The sequence below is a fragment of the Methyloversatilis sp. genome, from assembly GCF_051861465.1.
Taxonomy (GTDB): domain Bacteria; phylum Pseudomonadota; class Gammaproteobacteria; order Burkholderiales; family Rhodocyclaceae; genus Methyloversatilis.
Window position 1 is genome coordinate 25,299 of record NZ_JBHYCQ010000004.1, and the last position, 19,237, is coordinate 44,535.

At 65.8% G+C, this 19,237-nt stretch carries 12 protein-coding genes; 2 read left to right on the forward strand and 10 right to left on the reverse strand.

From position 1 onward, the window contains the following. Nucleotide 1: 1 nt before the first annotated feature. On the forward strand, nucleotides 2-736 hold the full coding sequence (locus ACTIFF_RS06605; RefSeq protein ID WP_439536120.1) for a HisA/HisF-related TIM barrel protein: 735 nt from the start codon (nucleotides 2-4) through the stop codon (nucleotides 734-736). Nucleotides 737-751: 15 nt separating this feature from the next. Here ACTIFF_RS06605 and ACTIFF_RS06610 read toward each other — a convergent pair whose 3' ends face one another. The 7 genes from ACTIFF_RS06610 to ACTIFF_RS06640 form a co-directional block, all read right to left on the reverse strand. Then, nucleotides 752-1,570 (reverse strand): zinc-dependent peptidase, encoded by an 819-nt coding sequence (locus tag ACTIFF_RS06610; protein WP_439536121.1) that lies wholly within the window; start codon nucleotides 1,568-1,570, stop codon nucleotides 752-754. Between the two features lie 71 nt (nucleotides 1,571-1,641). Continuing rightward, nucleotides 1,642-2,172, reverse strand: coding sequence for a DUF1993 domain-containing protein (locus ACTIFF_RS06615; RefSeq protein ID WP_439536122.1), 531 nt, complete (start codon nucleotides 2,170-2,172; stop codon nucleotides 1,642-1,644). Nucleotides 2,173-2,284: 112 nt separating this feature from the next. Continuing rightward, the gene (locus ACTIFF_RS06620; protein WP_439536123.1) at nucleotides 2,285-3,022 is read right to left on the reverse strand and encodes an SDR family oxidoreductase; all 738 of its coding nucleotides are present in this window, start codon (nucleotides 3,020-3,022) and stop codon (nucleotides 2,285-2,287) included. 11 nt (nucleotides 3,023-3,033) lie between these two features. Next, a complete protein-coding gene (locus ACTIFF_RS06625) occupies nucleotides 3,034-4,542 on the reverse strand; it encodes an efflux transporter outer membrane subunit (RefSeq protein ID WP_439536124.1) in 1,509 nt (502 codons plus the stop codon). A gap of 18 nt (nucleotides 4,543-4,560) precedes the next feature. Then, on the reverse strand, nucleotides 4,561-7,752 hold the full coding sequence (locus ACTIFF_RS06630) for an efflux RND transporter permease subunit (RefSeq protein ID WP_439536125.1): 3,192 nt from the start codon (nucleotides 7,750-7,752) through the stop codon (nucleotides 4,561-4,563). 4 nt (nucleotides 7,753-7,756) lie between these two features. Next, the gene (locus ACTIFF_RS06635) at nucleotides 7,757-8,971 is read right to left on the reverse strand and encodes an efflux RND transporter periplasmic adaptor subunit (RefSeq protein ID WP_439536126.1); all 1,215 of its coding nucleotides are present in this window, start codon (nucleotides 8,969-8,971) and stop codon (nucleotides 7,757-7,759) included. A gap of 42 nt (nucleotides 8,972-9,013) precedes the next feature. Continuing rightward, nucleotides 9,014-9,862, reverse strand: a complete 849-nt coding sequence (locus tag ACTIFF_RS06640; protein WP_439536127.1) for an alpha/beta hydrolase — start codon at nucleotides 9,860-9,862, stop codon at nucleotides 9,014-9,016. 151 nt (nucleotides 9,863-10,013) lie between these two features. On the opposite strand from ACTIFF_RS06640, the gene ACTIFF_RS06645 reads away from it, so the two are divergent. After that, the gene (locus ACTIFF_RS06645; protein ID WP_439536128.1) at nucleotides 10,014-11,018 is read left to right on the forward strand and encodes a LysR family transcriptional regulator; all 1,005 of its coding nucleotides are present in this window, start codon (nucleotides 10,014-10,016) and stop codon (nucleotides 11,016-11,018) included. Nucleotides 11,019-11,096: 78 nt separating this feature from the next. Here the strand turns inward: ACTIFF_RS06645 and ACTIFF_RS06650 are convergent, their stop codons facing one another. Genes ACTIFF_RS06650 through ACTIFF_RS06660 form a run of 3 tightly spaced genes read right to left on the reverse strand, consistent with a single transcriptional unit; the run spans nucleotide 11,097 to nucleotide 19,143 of the window. Then, complete coding sequence (locus ACTIFF_RS06650; protein ID WP_439536129.1) at nucleotides 11,097-12,284, reverse strand: response regulator; 1,188 nt, start codon at nucleotides 12,282-12,284, stop codon at nucleotides 11,097-11,099. Beyond that, entirely contained in the window at nucleotides 12,281-13,477 is a 1,197-nt protein-coding gene (locus ACTIFF_RS06655; RefSeq protein WP_439536130.1) for an EAL domain-containing response regulator, read from the reverse strand. Before ACTIFF_RS06655 ends, ACTIFF_RS06650 begins: the two co-directional genes overlap by 4 nt. Beyond that, nucleotides 13,474-19,143 (reverse strand): PAS domain-containing protein, encoded by a 5,670-nt coding sequence (locus tag ACTIFF_RS06660; RefSeq protein ID WP_439536131.1) that lies wholly within the window; start codon nucleotides 19,141-19,143, stop codon nucleotides 13,474-13,476. Before ACTIFF_RS06660 ends, ACTIFF_RS06655 begins: the two co-directional genes overlap by 4 nt. Nucleotides 19,144-19,237: the final 94 nt, after the last annotated feature.

The following is a 19,237-nucleotide window of genomic DNA, read 5'->3' on the forward strand; positions in this document are numbered from 1 at the left end:
GGTGCCTCAAATCATTCCCGTCATCGATCTGATGAACGGCCAGGTCGTGCATGCGCGCCGCGGCGACCGGCAAGCTTACCAGCCGCTGCAGTCTTCACTGGTCGATGGCTGCGACCCGCACGACGTGGCGCAGGCGCTGATCGAGGCGACCGGTGCGCGTCAGGTCTATGTGGCCGACATCGATGCCATTCGCGGACCGGTCGCAGGGAAGGCCCACGGCAAGGTCAGCGGCAAGGACGGCGGCGAAACCGTTGCCAGGGCCGACCACACGACGCTGATCGCCGAACTGGCCGCGCGTCACCCGGATGTCGAGTGGTGGGTGGACGGCGGTTATGTCGATGCCACGCCTGCGCTGGCGCTGCATCGCGCGGCCGGCGTGACGCCGGTGTTCGGTACCGAATCGATGCGCAGCTATGGCGCACTGCGCAAGTTCCGCAACGCGCGCATCGACACCGTGCTGTCGCTCGATTACCGGCGCGGCGTTCCGCTCGGCCCGGACTGGTCCTACGATCCGGTCGAATGGCCGGCCCGGGTGCTCGCGATGGAACTGGGGCGCGTCGGGGCCGAAGACGGTCCCGCGTTGCAGCTGATCCGCACGCTGCAGTCGATGCGCACGGACGTGGACGTCATCGCCGCCGGCGGTGTGCGCAACCGCGAGGACCTGCGCGCGCTCGACGGCATCGGCGTCACGGCGGTGCTGGTGGCCAGCGCGCTGCATGACGGGCGCCTTCTGTAGGCCGCAACGCGGTCATCACCAGCTGAGCGGATTGACCCGGTAGTAGCGGCTCAGCTCGCCGAACAGCTCCGGAAAGGCTTCGGCGAGGTGCTGCGGCCGCTCGAAAAACGATTCCGACGCCACGGCAAAGAATTCGGCCGGACTGCTCGCACCATACGGATCGAGCGCAGGCGCGGCTTCGCCCTGCAGCTGACGGTGCAGCCGGCTGTAGGCAGCGTCGAACACGCGCGTCCAGCGCTCGACGCGGTGGCGGCCGACCATGGGCGGGGCGCCATTGGCGTCGCCGTTCTCCTGATCCAGCTGATGCGCGAATTCATGGATGACGACGTTGTGACCATCGGACGCATCGGCCGCGCCGCGCACGACATCGTCCCACGACAGCACGACATGCCCGCGCGCCGATGACTCGCCCAGATGGACCGCGCGCCCTTCATGCACGACGCCGGCGGCGTCGGTGGACAGGCGCCGAACGGCGAACGCCGACGGATAGATGAGGATTTCACGCAGCGCCGGAAAGTAGCCGCTGCGCCGGTTCAGCAGCAGCAGGCAGGCCTGGGCGGCGATGGTCACCCGCATGTCGTCGGTCACGTCCAGTCCGTCGCAGCCGACAAAGGTCTTTTCGGCGACGAACACCTGGATGTGCTTCTTCAGCTGGAGCTGCAGGTCGGCCGGCAGCAGCCGGACCTGCGGCACACGCTGGCGCAGGATGGCCCGCCAGGCCGGCGGGAACGGCCGGCTGCGCTGCCAGCGGCGTCGCGATTCGATGCGCAGCGGTTCGGCGAGCAGCCAGACCGCCGGAATCAGCGTCAGCAGGATGAAGAGGAGCAGCGGCACGTCTGGCCAATCTCGCCGGTTGGGGTTCGAAGAAGCTGGGGTCGCGCCGCCGTCATTTCAACGCCGCGGTCTCAGGCGCCCGGCGCGTCGCCGAGTGCTGCTGCGCCGAGAAAATCCATCTTGCCGACCTCGACGCCGTTGTGGCGCAGGATGGCGTAGGTGGTCGTGGCGTGGAAATACAGATTGGGCAGCACGAAATCGAGCAGATAGCGCAGGCCCTTGAAATGCGCGTCGCGCCCGGCCAGCCGGAACGTGATGTCGCGTTCCTCGCTGCCGTCGATCTGCGCGGCGCCGAAGCCCTGCACGAACTCGATGGCCTTGGCGATGCGGGCCTGCAGTTCGGCGAAGGTCGCTTCATTGTCCTCCCAGCGTGGCACCTCGGCACCGGCCAGACGCGCCGCGCCGCCCTTGGCGATGTCGGTCGCGATCTGCACCTGGCGCGGCAGCGCGAACATGTCGGGTGAAAGCCGCGCATGGATGAACACCGATTCGTCGATCTTGCGTGCGGCCGCATGCGCCGCGGCCTTGTCGAGCACGGCAGACATGTTCTGGAGCACCCGCACGAACACGGGTACCGAAGTTTCATACATGGAAATCGTCATCATCGCTCCTTTCAATCCAGATTCAAGATGCAAGATTCAAGATGCAAGCAGTCGGATCCATCGAGCGTTGAGTCTTGCCCTTGAATCTTGTGTCTTGCATCTTGCATCTGCTTCACCAGGGCACCGTTTCGCCGACGTGCGTGAAGGTGCCGGTCGGACCGTCGGCGGGCAGGGTGGCCAGCAGCACGCTGGTGCGGCCGCCTTCCGACACTTCGATCGGCGCGTTCTCGCCGCCCATGTCGGTCTTCACCCAGCCCGGATGCGCCGAATTGACCTTGATCGGCGTTGCGCGCAGTTCGTCGGCCAGGTGGACGGTGAAGGCGTTGAGCGCGGTTTTCGAGGCGTTGTAGGCGAAGGCCTTGGCGGCTGCGATCGGCGACTTCGGGTCGCTCTGCAGCGTGAGTGAGCCAAGAATGCTCGACAGGTTGACGATGCGGCCTTCCGGTGACAGACGGATCAGCGGCAGCAGCAGCTGGGTCAGCTCGACCACGGCGAAGAAATTGACGTCGAAGGTTTCGCGCAGCACGGCCGGCGTCACGCTGCTGGCGTTCGGCGCGAACAGGTCTTCCAGCGCGATGCCGGCGTTGTTCACCAGGATGTCGAGCTGGCCGTAGTGGTGCGCAAGGTGGTCGTAGACATTCTGGTAGGTGGCCGGCTTCTTCGCGTCGAACGCGATCGCGCTGGCGGTGATGCCTTCGGCGCGCAGCGCGGCGATGGCTTCCTCCGCGCGTTCGGCATTGCGCACGCCGAGCACCACTTCGATGCCGAGCTGGCCCAGGCCGCGTGCGGTTTCCAGGCCCAGGCCGCGGTTTGCGCCGGTGATGAAGGCAACTTTGCGGGTAACGGTCATGATGGATCTCCTCAATGATGTCGGGCATGCAGGGGCTGAACCGGCCCTGCGTCGGATGTGTTGATGGCCTCGGCCGGGTGGTCCCAGCCGCCGCCGAGCGCACGGATGAGACCGACGGCGGCGCGCGCGCGTTCGCCTTCGAGCTGCGACGCGATCCGCCGCTGCAGCAGCACGCTGCGGTCGGCGTCGATCACGTCGAGAAAACTGACCGACCCTTCGCGGTACTGGATCTGCGACAGCTGCGCCGCGCGCGTCGCCGACCGCACCGCTTCGTCCTGGGTGCGCGTCTGGTCCGCCAGTATGCGCAGTCCGGCCAGATTGTCCTCGACTTCACGGAAGGCATTCAGCACGGTCTGCCGATAGGTGGCGACATCTTCCTCCCAGGCGGCGCGGGCGCGCTCCAGACCGGCGTCGCGCGCACCGCCGTCGAACACCGGCAGCGACAGCATCGTGCCGACCAGCGGACCGAGCAGGAAGCTGCGGCTCGACCACTGGAACAGATTGCCCAGTTCGGACGATTCATAACCCAGCGCGCCGGTCAGGTTCAGCCGCGGGAACCACGCCGTCTGCGCCACGCCGACCCGCGCATTGGCCGCCGCCATCGCGCGCTCGGCGGCGGCGATGTCGGGACGTCGTTCCAGCAGCGCCGACGGCAGGCCGGCGGGCACCTGGATGCTGACCTGCTGCAGCGGGCTCGGCGGCAGGCTGAAATCGGCCGGTGCGCGACCGAGCAGCAGCGCCAGCGCATGTTCGGCATTGGCGCGTCGGCGGGCGACCCCGAACGATTCCGACTGCGCCGACGCCAGTTCGGTCTTCGCGCGCGCCAGATCCAGTTCGCTGATGTCGCCCTCGTCGAAGCGTCGCTGCACCAGACGCAGCGCGTCGCTGCGCAACTGCACGGTGCCGGCGTACAGCGCCTGTTCGGCATCCAGTTCGCGCAGCAGGAAATAGCCCTGGGCGACGTCGGCCTGCAGCGCGAGCTGCACCGAGCGGAACAGCGCCTCGCGCTGCTGCGCCGTGGCCGATGCGGCATCGACACCGGCGGCGACGCGACCGAACAGATCGACCTCGTAGCCCACCGTGGCCTGGGCGCGCCACAGCGTCAGCGAACTGGCGTCGCCGTCATCCGGCAGGCCACGCGAGGCGGGGGAGGCGCGCTGCCGGGTCGGGCCGAAGCCCGCGCTCACCTGCGGCGCGCGCAGCGAGCGGGCGTCCTTCAGCAGCGCCCGAGACTGCGCCAGCCGGGCGGCGGCGGCCTTCAGGTCCTGATTCGCGGCCAGCGCCTGCGCCTGGAGGGTGTTCAGCGTGTCGTCGCCAAACACCGTCCACCACTCGCCGCGGGCGCGCTGTTCGGACGGCTGCGCCGGTTTCCAGTCGGCATTGCCCACCGGTGCTTCCTTGAAGGCGGCCGGTGTGTCGACCGCCGGGCGCTCGTAGGGCTGCACCACCGAGCAGCCGGCGAGCAGCAGCAGGCTGGCCAGCAGCAACGCCGGCGCACGGGTTCGGAGAATGAAGGTCATGCGGAGGTCTCCCGTTGATCAGTGGGCAGCCTGCGGCGCGAGCGCGGCAGGGGTTTCGGGGGGGTGGCCGGCGTGCGTCAGCCGGCGTCCGCTCAGCGAGCGCAGCAGCACGTAGAACACCGGTGTCAGGAAAAGGCCGAACAGCGTCACGCCGAGCATGCCGGAGAACACCGCCACGCCCATGGCATGCCGCATTTCCGAGCCGGCGCCGGTCGAGGTGACCAGCGGCACGACACCCATGATGAAGGCGATCGACGTCATCAGGATCGGGCGCAGGCGCATGCGGCTGGCGTCGATCGCCGCCTGCACGATGCCGTGGCCGCGCAGTTCCAGTTCGCGCGCGAACTCGACGATCAGGATGGCGTTCTTCGCCGACAGCCCGACCAGCACCATCAGTCCGATCTGCGTGAAGATGTTGTTGTCGCCCGCGGTCAGCCACACGCCGGTCAGCGCCGCGAGAATGCTCATCGGCACGATCAGGATGACGGCCAGCGGCAGCGTCAGGCTTTCGTACTGCGCGGCGAGCACCAGAAACACCAGCAGCACGCTGATCGGGAAGATCCATACGCCGGCGTTGCCGGCCAGAATCTTCTGATAGGTCAGGTCGGTCCATTCGAACTTGACGCCGCGCGGCAGTGTTTCGGCCGCGATGCGCTCCGCCGCCGCCTGCGCCTGATCGGAGGAATAGCCGGGCGCCGGGCCCCCGTTGATGTCGGCCGCGGTGTAGCCGTTGTAGCGCACCACCATTTCCGGGCCGAACGACGGCCTGACGGTGACCAGCGATGACAGCGGCACCATGTCGCCGTTGGCGTTGCGCGTCTTCAGCTGCAGGATGTCCTCGGCCTGGGCGCGGAACGGCGCGTCGGCCTGGGCCCTGACCTGATACACGCGGCCGAATCGGTTGAAGTCATTCACGTACAACGAGCCGAGATAGATCTGCATGGTGTCGAACACGTCGGTGATCGGCACACCGAGCTGCTTGGCGCGCGCCCGGTCCAGGTCGACGTCGAGCTGGGGCACGTTGATCTGGTAGCTGGAGAAGGTCGGCCCCAGTTCGGGAGCCTTCGCCGCCGCGGCGACGAAGGCCTGCGCGGCAGCGTCCAGTTCGGCGTAGCCGAGCGATCCGCGGTCCTGCAGCTGCAGCTTGAAGCCGCCCAGCGTGCCCAGCCCCATGACCGGCGGCGGCGGGAATACCGCGATGTAGGCGTCCTGGATCGCGGCGAACTTCCGGTTCAGCGAGGCGGCGATGGCGCCGGCCGACAAGTCGTCACTTTTCCGTTCATCGAACGGTTTGAGCGTGGCGAACACGATGCCGGCGCTCGAACTGTTGGTGAAGCCGTTGATCGACAGGCCGGGGAAGGCGACCGCGTTTTCCACGCCGGGCTGCGCCAGTGCGATGTCGCCCATGCGGCGGATCACGTCTTCGGTGCGGTCGAGCGAGGCGCCTGACGGCAGCTGCGCGAAGCTGATCAGGTACTGCTTGTCCTGCGCCGGCACGAAGCCGCCGGGTACCAGATACGACAGGCCGACCGTGGCTGCGAGCAGCACGCCATACACGCCCATGGCGGACGCCTTGCGCGAGATGACGCCCGACACGCCGCGCGAATAACGGTCCGACGCGCGGCTGAACACGCGGTTGAAGGCGGCGAAAAAGCGGCCGAACAGGCGGTTCATGAGGCGCGTGAGCACGTCCGGTTTCGCGTCGTGACCCTTGAGCAGCAGCGCGGCCAGCGCCGGCGACAGCGTCAGCGAGTTGAAGGCGGAAATCACCGTCGAAATGGCGATGGTCATCGCGAACTGCTTGTAGAACTGGCCGGTCAGGCCGGTCATGAAGGCGAGTGGCACGAATACCGCGACCAGCGTCAGCGCGATGGCGATGATGGGCCCGCTGACTTCCTGCATCGCGCGGTAGGTGGCGTCGCGCGGGCTCAGACCTTCGCTGATGTTGCGCTCGACGTTCTCGACCACGACGATGGCGTCGTCCACCACGATGCCGATGGCCAGCACCATGCCGAACAGCGACAGCGCGTTGATCGAGTAGCCGAAGCCGAGCATCAGCGCAAAGGTGCCGACGATGGACACCGGCACCGCGAGCAGCGGAATGATGGACGCGCGCCAGGTCTGCAGGAACAGGATGACCACCAGCACGACCAGCGCCACCGCTTCGAGCAGCGTGACGATGACCGCGTTGATCGAGGCGCGCACGAACTGTGTCGGGTCATACACGATGCGGTATTCGACCGACGCCGGGAAGTCGGTCGACAGTTCTTCCATGGTCTGGCGCACGCGGTCCGACACGTCGAGCGCATTGGCGCCCGGCGACTGGAAGATCGGGATGGCGACCGCCGGCTTGTTGTCGAGCAGCGAACGCAGCCCGTATTCGGACGCCGCCAGTTCGATGCGCGCCACGTCGCCCAGGCGCGTGATGCCGCCGTCCGGCGACGACTTCAGGATGATGTCGGCGAATTCGGCTTCGGTCTTCAGCCTGCCCTGTGCGTTGATCGACAGTTGCAGCGGTACGTCGCGTGCGCTGGGCGAGCCGCCGATGACGCCGGCGGCGACCTGCACGTTCTGTTCGCGGATCGCGCGCACCGCGTCGCTGGCGGTCAGGCCGCGCTGCGCGACCTTCTGCGGATCGAGCCATACGCGCATGGCGTAGTTGCCGGAGCCGAACAGGCCGACCTCGCCGACACCCTCCAGCCGCGCCAACCGGTCCTTCACGTTGATGACCGCGTAATTGCGCAGATAGGTCATGTCGTAGCGGTCGTCCGGCGATGTCAGGTGCACCACCATGGTCATGGTCGGCGAGCTCTTGATCGTCGTCACGCCCAGTCGCTGCACGTCTTCCGGCAGCCGGGGCAGCGCCTGCGATACGCGGTTCTGCACCAGTTGCTGCGCCTTGTCCGGATCCATGCCCAGACGGAAGTACACGGTCAGCGTCAGGTTGCCGTCGCTGTTCGCCTGCGACTGCATGTACAGCATCTGTTCCACGCCGTTGATCGATTCTTCGAGCGGCGAGGCGACGGTCTCGGCGATCACCTTGGGGTTGGCGCCCGGGAACTGCGCGCGCACGACGACCGACGGCGGCACCACTTCCGGGTATTCGGAAATCGGCAGCTGGAACAGCGACAGCGCGCCGGCCAGCAGGATGAGCATCGACAACACGCCGGCGAAGATCGGGCGGTCGATGAAGAATCTGGAAATGTTCATGGTTTCAAACCTTCACGTTCGGGGTGCGCCGGGCCGGCTGCGCGGGCGCGTCGACCAGCACTTCGCGGTTCATCGGCACGGTCTTCGGGCTCACCGTGTCGCCGGGCCGGGTGCGCTGCAGGCCGTTGACGACAATGCGTTCGCCGGCACTCAGGCCGCTCTCGACGATGCGCAGGCCGCTCTGGCGCGCACCCAGCCGCACTTCGCGGTAGGCGGTGCGGTCGGTCTGGTCGAGTACCAGCACGAAGCGCTTGTCCTGGTCGGTGCCGATGGCGCGCTCGTCGATCAGCAGCGCTTCGCGCGGCGCGCCGCCACCGAGCCGGATGCGCGCGTACAGCCCCGGCAGCAGCAGGCCGTCGGCGTTGTCGAACACGGCGCGCACGCGGATCGTTCCGGACGAGGTGTCGAGCCGGTTATCCACCGACGACACGCGGCCGCGACGCGAATGACCGTCTTCGTCGGCCAGGCCGAGAAACACGGCGACCGGCTCGCCGCCGGCGGCACGCGCCGGATTGACGTATTTCAGAAAGCTCTTTTCGTCGACATCGAACGCGGCATAAACCTTGTCCATCGACACCAGCGTGGTCAGCGGCACGGTGCCGGCGCCGGCGGCGACGATGTTGCCGACCGTCACTTCGGCGCGCGAAATGCGGCCCGACACCGGTGCCGTGATGCGCGTGTATTCGAGGTTGAGCCGGGCCGAGGTCAGCGCGGCCTGCGCCGCCTGCACCTGGGCGGCCGCTTCGCGCGCGGCGTTCTGCTTTTCGTCGAGGTCGCGCTGCGCGATCGCGTTGTCGGCGGCCAGGCGCTGGCCGCGCGCCATGTCGGTGGCGGTGTAGGCTGCGCGCGTTTCGGCCGCCGCAAGCTGGGCCTGCGCGCGTTCGAACTCGGCTGCATACGGGCGCGGGTCGATGGTGAACAGCAGGTCACCCTTGTTCACCCGCGCGCCGTCGCGGAAATGCACCGCGGTCAGCGTGCCCGATACCAGCGGCCGGATGTCGACCCGATCGACCGCTTCGAGGCGCCCGGAATAGTCCTGCCAGTCGATGATGGTCTGGCGGGTCACTTCAGCCACCTCGACGACAGTGGCGGGTGGTGCTGCGGTCGCCGTGGCTTGCGGCGTGTCGGCCCGGGCGTGCAGCACGGCCGCGCCACCGCCGATCAGGATCAGCGAGGCCGCGAGAAAGGTGAGCGTATGACGGCGGTTCAGGATGGACATGGCTGACCTCATGGAAGGATGGAAGCGGGATGCAAGGGGGATTCAGTCATCATTCGAACCGGGCGCGACGTTCGTGCACCGGCCGAGCCGGCAGCGCATGAACTGGATCGCGCCGGCGAGTACCGGTGGATGGGCGAGCAGGCCGGCGTGTGTCACGCCGGCAAAGCGTTCGACCTGGGTGTGCACACCTGCGGAAATCAGCGCCGCGCCATACTTTTCGGCTTCGCAGTGCAGCAGGTCGTGTTCAGCCGTGGCGATGTAGGCGGGCGGCAGACCGGCCTGGCGGCACGATTCAAGCGGTGCGGCGTAGGGATGCAGGCGCTGCGACAGCCGCGGCAGGTATTGACGGTAGCAGTCGGTGCAGTCCGCGACGCTGAGGTCGGACTGCAGCCGCTGCGCGTCGCCGGCGCGCGTCATGCTCGGGTCGAGCATGGGCCCGATCAGCACCTGCACCGCGATGCGGAAGTCCTGCCGGTCGCGCGCCATCAATGCCAGGCTGGCGGCCAGATTGCCGCCGGCGTCATCGCCGGCGACAACGAGGCGCTCCGGGTCGGCGCCGAGGGTGGCCGCGTGTTCCACCGCCCAGAGGGTTGCGGCGTAGGCGTCCTCCGGCGCGGCCGGAAAGGGATGGGCCGGGGCCAGCGCATAGCCGACCGACAGCACCGCAGCGGGCAGTCCGGCGGCGATGAATCGGGCTGCGGCATCGGCGTCGTCGAGCGAACCCGCGACGAAGCCGCCGCCGTGCAGGTAGATCACCAGCGGCAGCCGCACGTCGGAGGCGGGCCGGTAGAGCCGCAGCGGGATGCGGCCATTCGGGCCGGCGATGTCCAGGCTGCGCCAGGGCAGGGTGGGCGAACGATCCTTTGCGGTGTCGTGATGCGGCGGGGGCATGCGGTCAGTCCTGTCGGCGAGGCCGGAAGCGAGGCGTGACCGGATTGTCTGTGTTGGCGCTATCTGGATAAATAGCGATAATTCGTTAACACTATTCGCCGGTCACGAACAATCGGTCGTCGGCGACGACCCTTTCCGACGGAGTTGCGCCATGGATCGCTTGCAGGCCATGCAGGTATTCACCCGCGTTGTGGATTCCAACAGCTTCACCCGTGCCGCCGACAGCCTCGGCCTGCCGCGCGCCACCGTCACCACGGCCGTGCAGAACCTGGAAAATCTGCTGCAGGTGCGGCTGCTCAACCGCACCACGCGCCGGATCAGCCTGACGCCCGACGGCGCGGCGTACTACGAACGCTGTGCGCGCATCCTGGCCGACATCGAAGAGACCGAGGCGTCGTTCCGGGAAGTGTCGCGCGGTCCGAAAGGCCGGCTGCGCATCGACGTGCCGGCGCCGGTCGGCCGGCTGTTCCTGATCCCGCGCCTCTGCGAGTTCCACACCCGCTATCCGGACATCGAACTGGTGATCGGCATGGGCGACCGCCCGGTCGACCTGGTGCGTGAAAGCGTCGATTGCGTCATCCGGGTGGGCGAACTGCGGGACTCGACGCTGGTTGCGCGACGCATCGGCACGATGGAAACGGTCACCTGTGCAGCGCCCGACTACCTCGAGCGCCACGGGGCGCCTGGCACGCTCGACGACCTGCAGGACCACCGCGCAGTGCATTACTTTTCCAGTCGCACCGGCCGCGTCATCGATCTCGATTTCGTCGTCGACGACAAGGTGGTCGAGGTGAAGGTGCCGGGCAAGGTGTCGGTGAACGACGCCGACGCCTACGTCGCCTGCGGTCTGCAGGGTTTCGGTGTCATCCAGCCGCCGCGCTTCATGGTGCATGCGCACCTTCAGTCCGGTGCGCTGCGCGAGGTGCTGCCGCAGTGGCAGCCGTCACCGATGCCGATTTCAGTCGTCTATCTGCAGAACCGGCATCTGTCGCCCAAGGTGCGCGCCTTCGTGGACTGGGCCGCGGAACTGTTCAGTCGCTGCCCGATTCTCGGGCGCTGCGATGGGCACAGCACCGAATGCAGCTTTGTCGGCACGCAGGACGGGCACACGCTGCAGGCATTGATGGATCAGCCGGAAATGGCCGTTCAGTCCTAGACTCAATTCATCGACCCGGTACTCGACAGGCCGCATCGCGCGCGTGGTTCGGGCGATTCCGGGTGGCTGTCCGGACGGTCACGGTGGTGCGGAGCGAAGCTCGCTGGCGATCTGCAATATGCGCTGTATCTTGGCCAGCAGACGGACCTTGTCGACGGGCTTGACGACGAAATCGGACGCGCCTGCGTTCCGGCTCTCGATCACGATATTGCGTTCGCTGTGGCCGGTGATGATGAGCACCGGGATGTCCGCGAAGTGTTCCACCGACTTGATCTGCCGCGTCGCCTCGACGCCGTTGAGTCCGGGCAGGTCGAAATCCATCAGGATGATGTCGGGACGGTGCTTGCGCAGGATGCCGATGGCTTCGGCACCGGATGCGGCAAAGAGGGGCTGCAGATTTTCCGCGGACAGGAATTCGCCGAGCAGCCGGCGCTGGAACTCGTCGTCGTCGACGATCAGCACGACGGGTTTGAACTGCTCGGCGAGCTTCTGCAGCGAGCGGGCCGATTCGATCTGGGGCGACAGCGCTCGCGCGAAGTCGCCCGCCCACACCCGCACGGGTTCCACCGCATCGGTGGCGTTCTTCAGCTCCGGATCGATGTGCCGGATGCGCAGTTGCTGGAATTCCTGATCGAAGCGCGCCCTGTCCTTCACCTCGACATTGCTGCTTTCGCCCAGACTGCGGGAAAACTCTGCGAGTGCGGCGCCGATATGGTGTTCGGCGTCGCGCAAGGTGCGCTGGACCGTGTCCACCCGCTCGTGTCCGCTGGCCATGTATTGCTCCAGCGCGCTTTCGAGCTCGGCAATTCTTCTCGTCTGTGCCGCAAGCTGCGTCACGCTGGCCGGCATCGATCGGTCGATGTTCATCTGTCGCAGGGCGTGAAAGACCGCCATCGGCAGCCGCGGTGCGTCATGCGTCAATGGCCAGAACAGGATGTAGTCGTCGAAGTACTCGCGCTTGCACAGTTCGTACACGCGCTTCAGGTCGTCCTTGTTGCACAGGATGACCGTTCGGTGCGGCAGCCCATGCACGGCCGTGCTGAGACGGTAGAGGCCAAGGTAATAGCGCTCGGCCTTTTCCAGCGAGTTGAACGCCAGCACCAGCACATCGGGCTTGAAGCGTTCGAAGTCTTCGACCAATTGATCGGCGTCGGTCGATAACGAGATTTTTTCGAATTCGTCACGCAGCAGCTTGCGCACCAGTTCGGCATCGCTGACGACATCGCTGGCGACCAGAATGCGCGCCGTGTCGGCCAGCTGTTTCACGACACCAGTTCCGGGCGACGTAGGCGCCAGGCGTCCAGCCACTCGGGCAGACGATCGGCGGGCATCGGGCGGGCGATGAAATAGCCCTGTGCGATGTCGCAGCCGAGCTGGCGCAGGCAGTCCCAGTCCTCGCGGGTCTCGACGCCTTCGGCGACGGTGCGCAGCCCCAGTTGGCGGGCCATGCCCAGATTGGCGCGCAGGATGGCCACCATTGATGTGCTGGTGCCGGCGCCATGCACGAAGCTGCGGTCCAGTTTCAGTTCGTCGAATGGAATATCGCGCAACTGAGCCAGCGAGGAAAATCCGGTTCCGAAATCGTCGATCGACAGCCCGATGCGCTTGAGGCGCAGCCGCGCCACGATGTCGAGCAGCGCAAGCGGATCGCGCATCAGCTGGCTTTCGGTGACTTCGAGCACCAGCTGCGAAATCGGCACGCCTGCCGCGTGCGCTGCGCGCGCCACCTCGTCCGGAAAGTCCAGCGCGACGAGATTTTCCATCGACACGTTCACCGCCACGCGAAGTGTCTGGCCCAGACCGTTCCAGTGCGCGGCATCGCACAGTGCCCGGGACAGCACGGCATGGGTCAGCCGGTCAATCAGGCCATGTGCTTCGGCGGTGCCGATGAACTGGTCCGGAAAGACAAGACCGTCGACTGGATGATTCCAGCGCACCAGGGTTTCGACCCCGACGACGTTGGCATTTGCGAAATCAACCTTGGGTTGGTAGTGATTGACGAGCTGTCCGTCGTCGATTGCGTGCAGCAGGGCATCCGCCGGATAGGGCGCGCGCTGCGCGCTAGACCGGATTTCGCCGGTGCTGGTCAGCGCCGAATCGAGCACCGCCTTGAGGGCATCGAGGCCGAACGGCTTGTGCAACGCACCCCACAGTTTCAGGGATCGCGCGCTGGCCAGGCGGCCCACCGTATCGAGGATGCGCTGGTCTTCGCCGCTGATCAGCACGAGACCGCCGCAATAATCGCTTTGCGCCAGATGCCTCAGGAACTCGATGCCGTCCATGCCCGGCATGTTCAGATCGCAGAACAGCGCATCGAAGCGCTCGGTACGATCGGCAAGACGTTTCAGCGCGGCATCTGCGCTGTCGCAGGTCTGCACGCGGCGCATTCCGAGCTCGTTGAGCTGCTGTGACAGCAGCGACAGCGCGAACGGGTCGTCATCGATGATCAATACGTTCAATTGGGCGGCTCCGTGCGATCGTCCTGATGGATGACGGGTTCCGCGAGATAGCGGCGTATCGCTTCGTCTGTGCGGCGGTAGATGTTGTCCAGTCGTTTCAACTGTTTCGCGAGATTCGATTTCCGGCCCGCCCGGGCTGCTTGCTCGATATCCGTGCAGCACTCGGCCAGCTTTACGGCACCGACCGAACGCGATGATGATTTGAGCTTGTGCGCAACGCTCGCCACCGAGCTTGCGTCACCGTTGGCGCAATGGTGTTGCAGTTCCCCGCACTGCTGTGCGGCGCGTTCCACGAAAAGCTGCAGCAGGTCACGGATGGTTTTTTCCTTGTTGCCCAGGTAACGACGCATTGCAACCGGATCGAAAATTTCGCTGCCGCCCTGTACGCCCGTGTCGGCACCCGGATCCCATTCAAGCCCCGAACCGGGCATCCACTGTTCGAGCGTCGCTTTCAGCATGTCGAGCGCGAGCGGTTTGGTCAGGTAGTCGTCAAATCCTTCAGTACGCGCCTGCGCGGAGGCACTGCGCAGAGCGTGGGCGGTGAGCGCAATGATCGGCAGCGGCCTGCGCAGTGACGACCGGTCTCCCGCGCACGCCGCTTCTTCGGCCCGGATGGCGCGCAACAATGCAAAGCCGTCCATTTCAGGCATGTGCAGATCGGTCAGCAGCAGCGCATAACGGCCGGTCGCCCACATTCTGAATGCTTCTTTTCCGTGGCTTGCGACTTCGGCCGTGCGACCGAGCAGCTCCAGCTGCTCGAGGATGACCTTCTGATTGATGGCATCGTCTTCGGCCACCAGTATCAGCTCGCCCTTCGCCCGGGCGTCCTCGACGGACAGGGGCGCAATCGCGTCAAAAGTTTCGTTTGTCGTCCATTCGCTGACGATTTCGGGCGACGCGCGCCCGGCGGCGATCGCGACTGCCCGCAGCAGCGCAGCGCGGCGCAGGACCGTTCCGTCAAGGCTGACTGCATCCCCGCCTGCCATTCGCGGCCGCCTGCGCCTGCCGTGCGTGATCAGCACATGGTGCAACGCGTCCTGGCTGTCGAGCGCCGGTGTTCGGTTACGCGCGTCGGCGCTGCGGATCAGCACGACGGGCGGCGTGCTCGCAGCGGCGCGCAGTGCCGCCTCGTCAGCGGTGACGACCGCATGAACCGAACCCCCGGCGTGCGCCAGATAGCGTTGCAGAAGAGCCGGAAACAGCGCGTCGTCGAGCACGATGCAGGACACGCCGGACAGATCGGGGAGCGTGGGCGGCATCTGTTCGTCCGCAGCCACGAACGGCAATTCGACCGTGAACAGCGACCCTTCGCCGAACGCACTCGATACCTCGATGGTGCCGCCCATCAGTTCGACCAGTCGTCGACAGATGCTCAGGCCAAGTCCGGTACCGCCGAAACGGCGAGTGGCTGAACCTTCGCCCTGCAGGAATGGCGTAAACAGCCTGACGATCGTCTCTTCCGTCATGCCGATACCGTTGTCGCGGATGCTGAAGGTGAGGCGGAGCGGGCTGCGGGAAACCACCTCCACGTTCAGGCTGACCCGGCCGCGTACGTGCTTGCGACCGCCTGAGAACTTGATCGCGTTACCGACCAGGTTGTACAGAATCTGGCGCAGGCGTACCGAATCGGTCATCACCTGCGACGGCATGTCCGGATCGACGAATACACTGATGTCGACCATGACGCCTTCAGCCACCGGAAGCAGCGCGTCGCACAGGCTTTCGGCGAGTTCCGATACCGCCACCGGTTCGTTCGCAATGTCGAGGCGTCCGGCTTCGATCTTGGAGAAATCCAGCACATCGTCGATCAGGCCCAGCAGGATGCGGCCTGATTCGCGCGCGATACGCACCATGTCGTCCTGCTTCGGTGAGAGCTTGCCGTGCGCCAGCACTTCGAGCATGCCCAGCACACCATTCATCGGCGTGCGTATTTCGTGGCTCATATTCGCCAGGAAAACGCTTTTTGCCTGGTTGGCTGCTTCCGCCTGCCGCTGTGCAACTTCAAGCAGGGCGGTCCGCGACAGCACCAGTTCTTCCAGGCGGGTCTTGTAACGCGTCAGTTCCTGCTCGGCCTCGCGGCGCTGCGTGACGTCGGTCCAGACGCCGACGATGCGGATCGGCACATCGTTCGAATCGCGCTCGACCCGCATGTGGTCATTGATCCAGATCCAGCGATCATTCAGCGTGCGGAAACGATATTCGTGGATGACATGACCCTGCGTGAGTGCCTCGCGCACCCGGGGGAGCGTACCTTCGAGGTCGTCCGGATGGACATTCGAAACCCACCAGTCGCGCGCCATGGTCTGTTCCGGCAGGTAGCCGAACAGCCACTTGATATTGTCGCTGACCCATTCGGGTACCGTACGATCCTCCCGTACGGCCAGTGCGTAGGTCACACCCGGGCTGACGGCAAGGTAGTGCTGCAGCCGGCTGGCAACGGTACGCAGTTCTTCCTCGGCCTGCCTGCGATCGGTGATGTCGGTCATGCCGCCGAGCATGCGTTTCGGAAAACCGTCGGGATCACGGATCACAAAGCCACGGTCTATGACGTGGGCGTAGCTGCCATCGCTGCGGCGGAAGCGATAACTGTCAGACCACTGATCGCCGCCGTCATCGATGACGCGGGTCATGCTCTCCATCACGCGCACCACGTCGGCCGGGTGCATTCGCGAGGTTCGCGACTCGATCGTCAGCTCTATTTTCTTCCGGTCGTAGCCGAAAAGCGTTTCAATGCCGTCGTTCCACCACAGCGTGTTGTAGAGCAGGTTCCAGTCCCAGATGGCATCATTGGTGGCACGCGAAAGTTGGCGGAAGCGGTCTTCGCTGTCGCGCAGGGCCTGTTCTGCCCGCTTGCGTTCGGTGATGTCGCGTTCGATCGCGACCCAGTGCGTGTACCAGCCTTTTTCGTCGGCGATCGGAACGATGTCCAGTTCCAGCCAGAACAACTCGCCTGACTTCTTGTAGTTGATCACTTCTTCGCGTACCGGCCGCCACTCTTTCAGCGCCGTGCGCAGGCGGGTCAGTGCATCAGGCTGGGTCGCCGGCCCCTGCAGAATACGCGGCGTGCGGCCGATGGCTTCATCCCGGCTGTAGCCCGTCACGCGCTCGAAGGCGTCATTGACGAACAGGATGCGCGGCCCGTCCGGCGCGCTGACCGGCTCCGCTTCAGTGATCATGATGATGTCAGCCATGCGCGAAGTGGCGGTTTCGAGCAGGCGTAACTGCTCTTCGTCCTTGCGCCGCTGCGACACGTCTAAAACCACCCCTTCTATCGTGATGTGGTGATCGCTGGGGTTGCGCACCCCCTGGCCACGCTCCCACACCCAGCGCTCTGCGCCTTCGCGATCGACGATTCGATACGTCAGCTCGAACGCCCGACCGGCCTGCAACGCAGCCATGACATCGCGTCTGACGCTGGCTTGATCGTCCGGATGAATCAGCGAGACATAGCGCACCGAGGCATTGCCGATCAGTTCGTCGGGCCGGTAACCGGTCAAGGCGACAACCCCTTCACTGACGAATTCCATCGACCAGTCGTCGTCCGGCCGGCAGCGGTAGACCATGCCGGGCAGATTGCCCATCAGCGTCAGCAGTTCGCGCCGGCTTTCCTGCAGCGCCTGTTCCGCGACCTTGCGTTCAGATACATCCTGGAAGGCCCCCTGAAGCTGGACGATTTCATCCGCCGCATTGCGCACGGCTTCGCCCAGCGTGCGCACCCAGAGCTTGCGCCCGGCGCCAGTGACGATCTGCACTTCAAGATCGAAGGGCGCGCCGGTGTCCAGACATCCGTTAACAGCCGCGCGGACCAGTGGCTGATGCTCGGGGATGTAGAAATCCAGGGCCTGTTCGAGGCTGGGGGTTTCGTCCGGACCCAGCCCGTGGATGCGTTTAACCTCGTCCGACCAGATCACGGCGTTGTCCGCGACCTTGAATATCCATGCGCCGAGATGGCTGACGCGCGAGGCCATGGCCAGCAACGCCTCGGTTTGCGTGAGACGTGATTCGGCCTCCTTCTGCAGGGTGATGTCTTCGCTGACGCCGATCATGCTCTGTGGTGTGCCGCTTGCGTCGCGCTGCATCGATACGCTCATGCGGCACCAGACCGTGCGGCCGTCCTTTGCGAGGTCGCGTTTTTCCATGACGAAACTGTCGCGATCACCAGCGTGCAGCTGCGTCATGCTGTGACGCGTGTCCGCGAGGTCGTCCGGGTGCGTGATCGACCACAGCGTGCGCGCCTGCAGTTCCTGTTCCGAGTAGCCGAGCATGCGGCTGTAAGCCGCATTGGTGGCGATGAAACGTCCGTCGGGCGTCGTGATCGCGATGCCGGTGGCGGCGTCCTCGAACACCTTGCGGAAGCTCTTTTCGGTGGCCGCCAGCGCTTCGCGCGCCAGTTCGCGCTCGGTGGTGTCCATCACCATGCCGAGTCGTCGCCGCGGCCTGCCGTCGCCACCGAACACCACTTTGCCACGCTCGTACATCCACCGGATTTCGCCGTTCGGGCGACGTATCCGGTACGTGTTCTCGACGATGCTTCCGGCACTCGTCTGCTCGTAGATGCAGGCAGCGACCGTAGGGCGGTCTTCCGGCACGATCAACGAAAGGAAGTCGTCGAAGGTGCTGTGGAAGTCTTCCGCGGCAATGCCGAACAGGCGGCAGGTCTGTGCCGACCAGGTCAGCACCTTGCTGTCGAGGTCGAATTCCCAGCTGCCCATCGCGGCGATGGCCTGTGCTTCTTCGAGCAAGGCCGCCATGCGTTCCGTCTGATGCTGCGCGGTCTTGCGGGCCGTGATGTCGGAGTGGGTGCCCACCATGCGCAGCGCCCGACCATGGCGATCCCGGGTGGCGACCATGCCGCGGTCGAGGACCCAGATGTAATGACCGTCACGCGAACGCATGCGGTATTCGGCCGCGTAGGTGGGCGCCGATCCGTTCCACAGCGCCTCCCGTTGCGCGTGCGCCGACGCCAGATCGTCCGGATGCACGCGAGACGACCATGCTTCAGGTGTCGGCACGACTTCCGATGGCAGGTGATCCAGGATCGTGCTCCACCGTTCCGAATAGAACACCTCGCCCGTTTCGATATTCCAGTCCCACACGCCCTGAGCGTTACCGGCCAGGGCGAACTGCCAGCGTTCCTCACTCTCGTGCAGGGCCGCTTCGGTTCGTGCGCGCAGCTGCAACTGTCGGCGTAACTGCAACTGCGCCATCACCTGATCGGCCAGCGTTCGGAGCGCCGTTCGCTGCAACGTGTCGAGACGCCGTGGCACCCAGTCAATGACGCACAGCGTGCCCAGCACTTCTCCGCCCGGCGTCACCAGCGGAGCGCCCGCGTAGGCGCGGACCTTGAGGCCGCTCGTGACCAGGGGATTGTCGGCAAAGCGGGGATCGGCGAGGGCGTCTTCGACTTCGAGCGTTGTCGACGACTCGAGCGCGTGCGCGCAGAAGGACACCGAACGCGGGGTCTGTCGGATATCCAGGCCGACGGCGGATTTGAACCACTGGCGATCGCCCGCCACCAGCGACACCAGGGCGACCGGCATGGCGCAGATGTCCGCCGTCAGGCGGGTGATTGCATCGAACGATTGCTCTGACGGCGTATCGAGGATGCCGAATTCGGCCAGCGCTGCCAGACGGCTCGCTTCATTTGCAGGCAACGGGGCTTGCATGAGTGCGTTCAGGCTCCTTGTGGCCGGCGTCAACCGTGAAGACGCAGCAGAAGAAGCTGCGCATGTCAGCCTGCGCGCTGATATCCAGTGATTG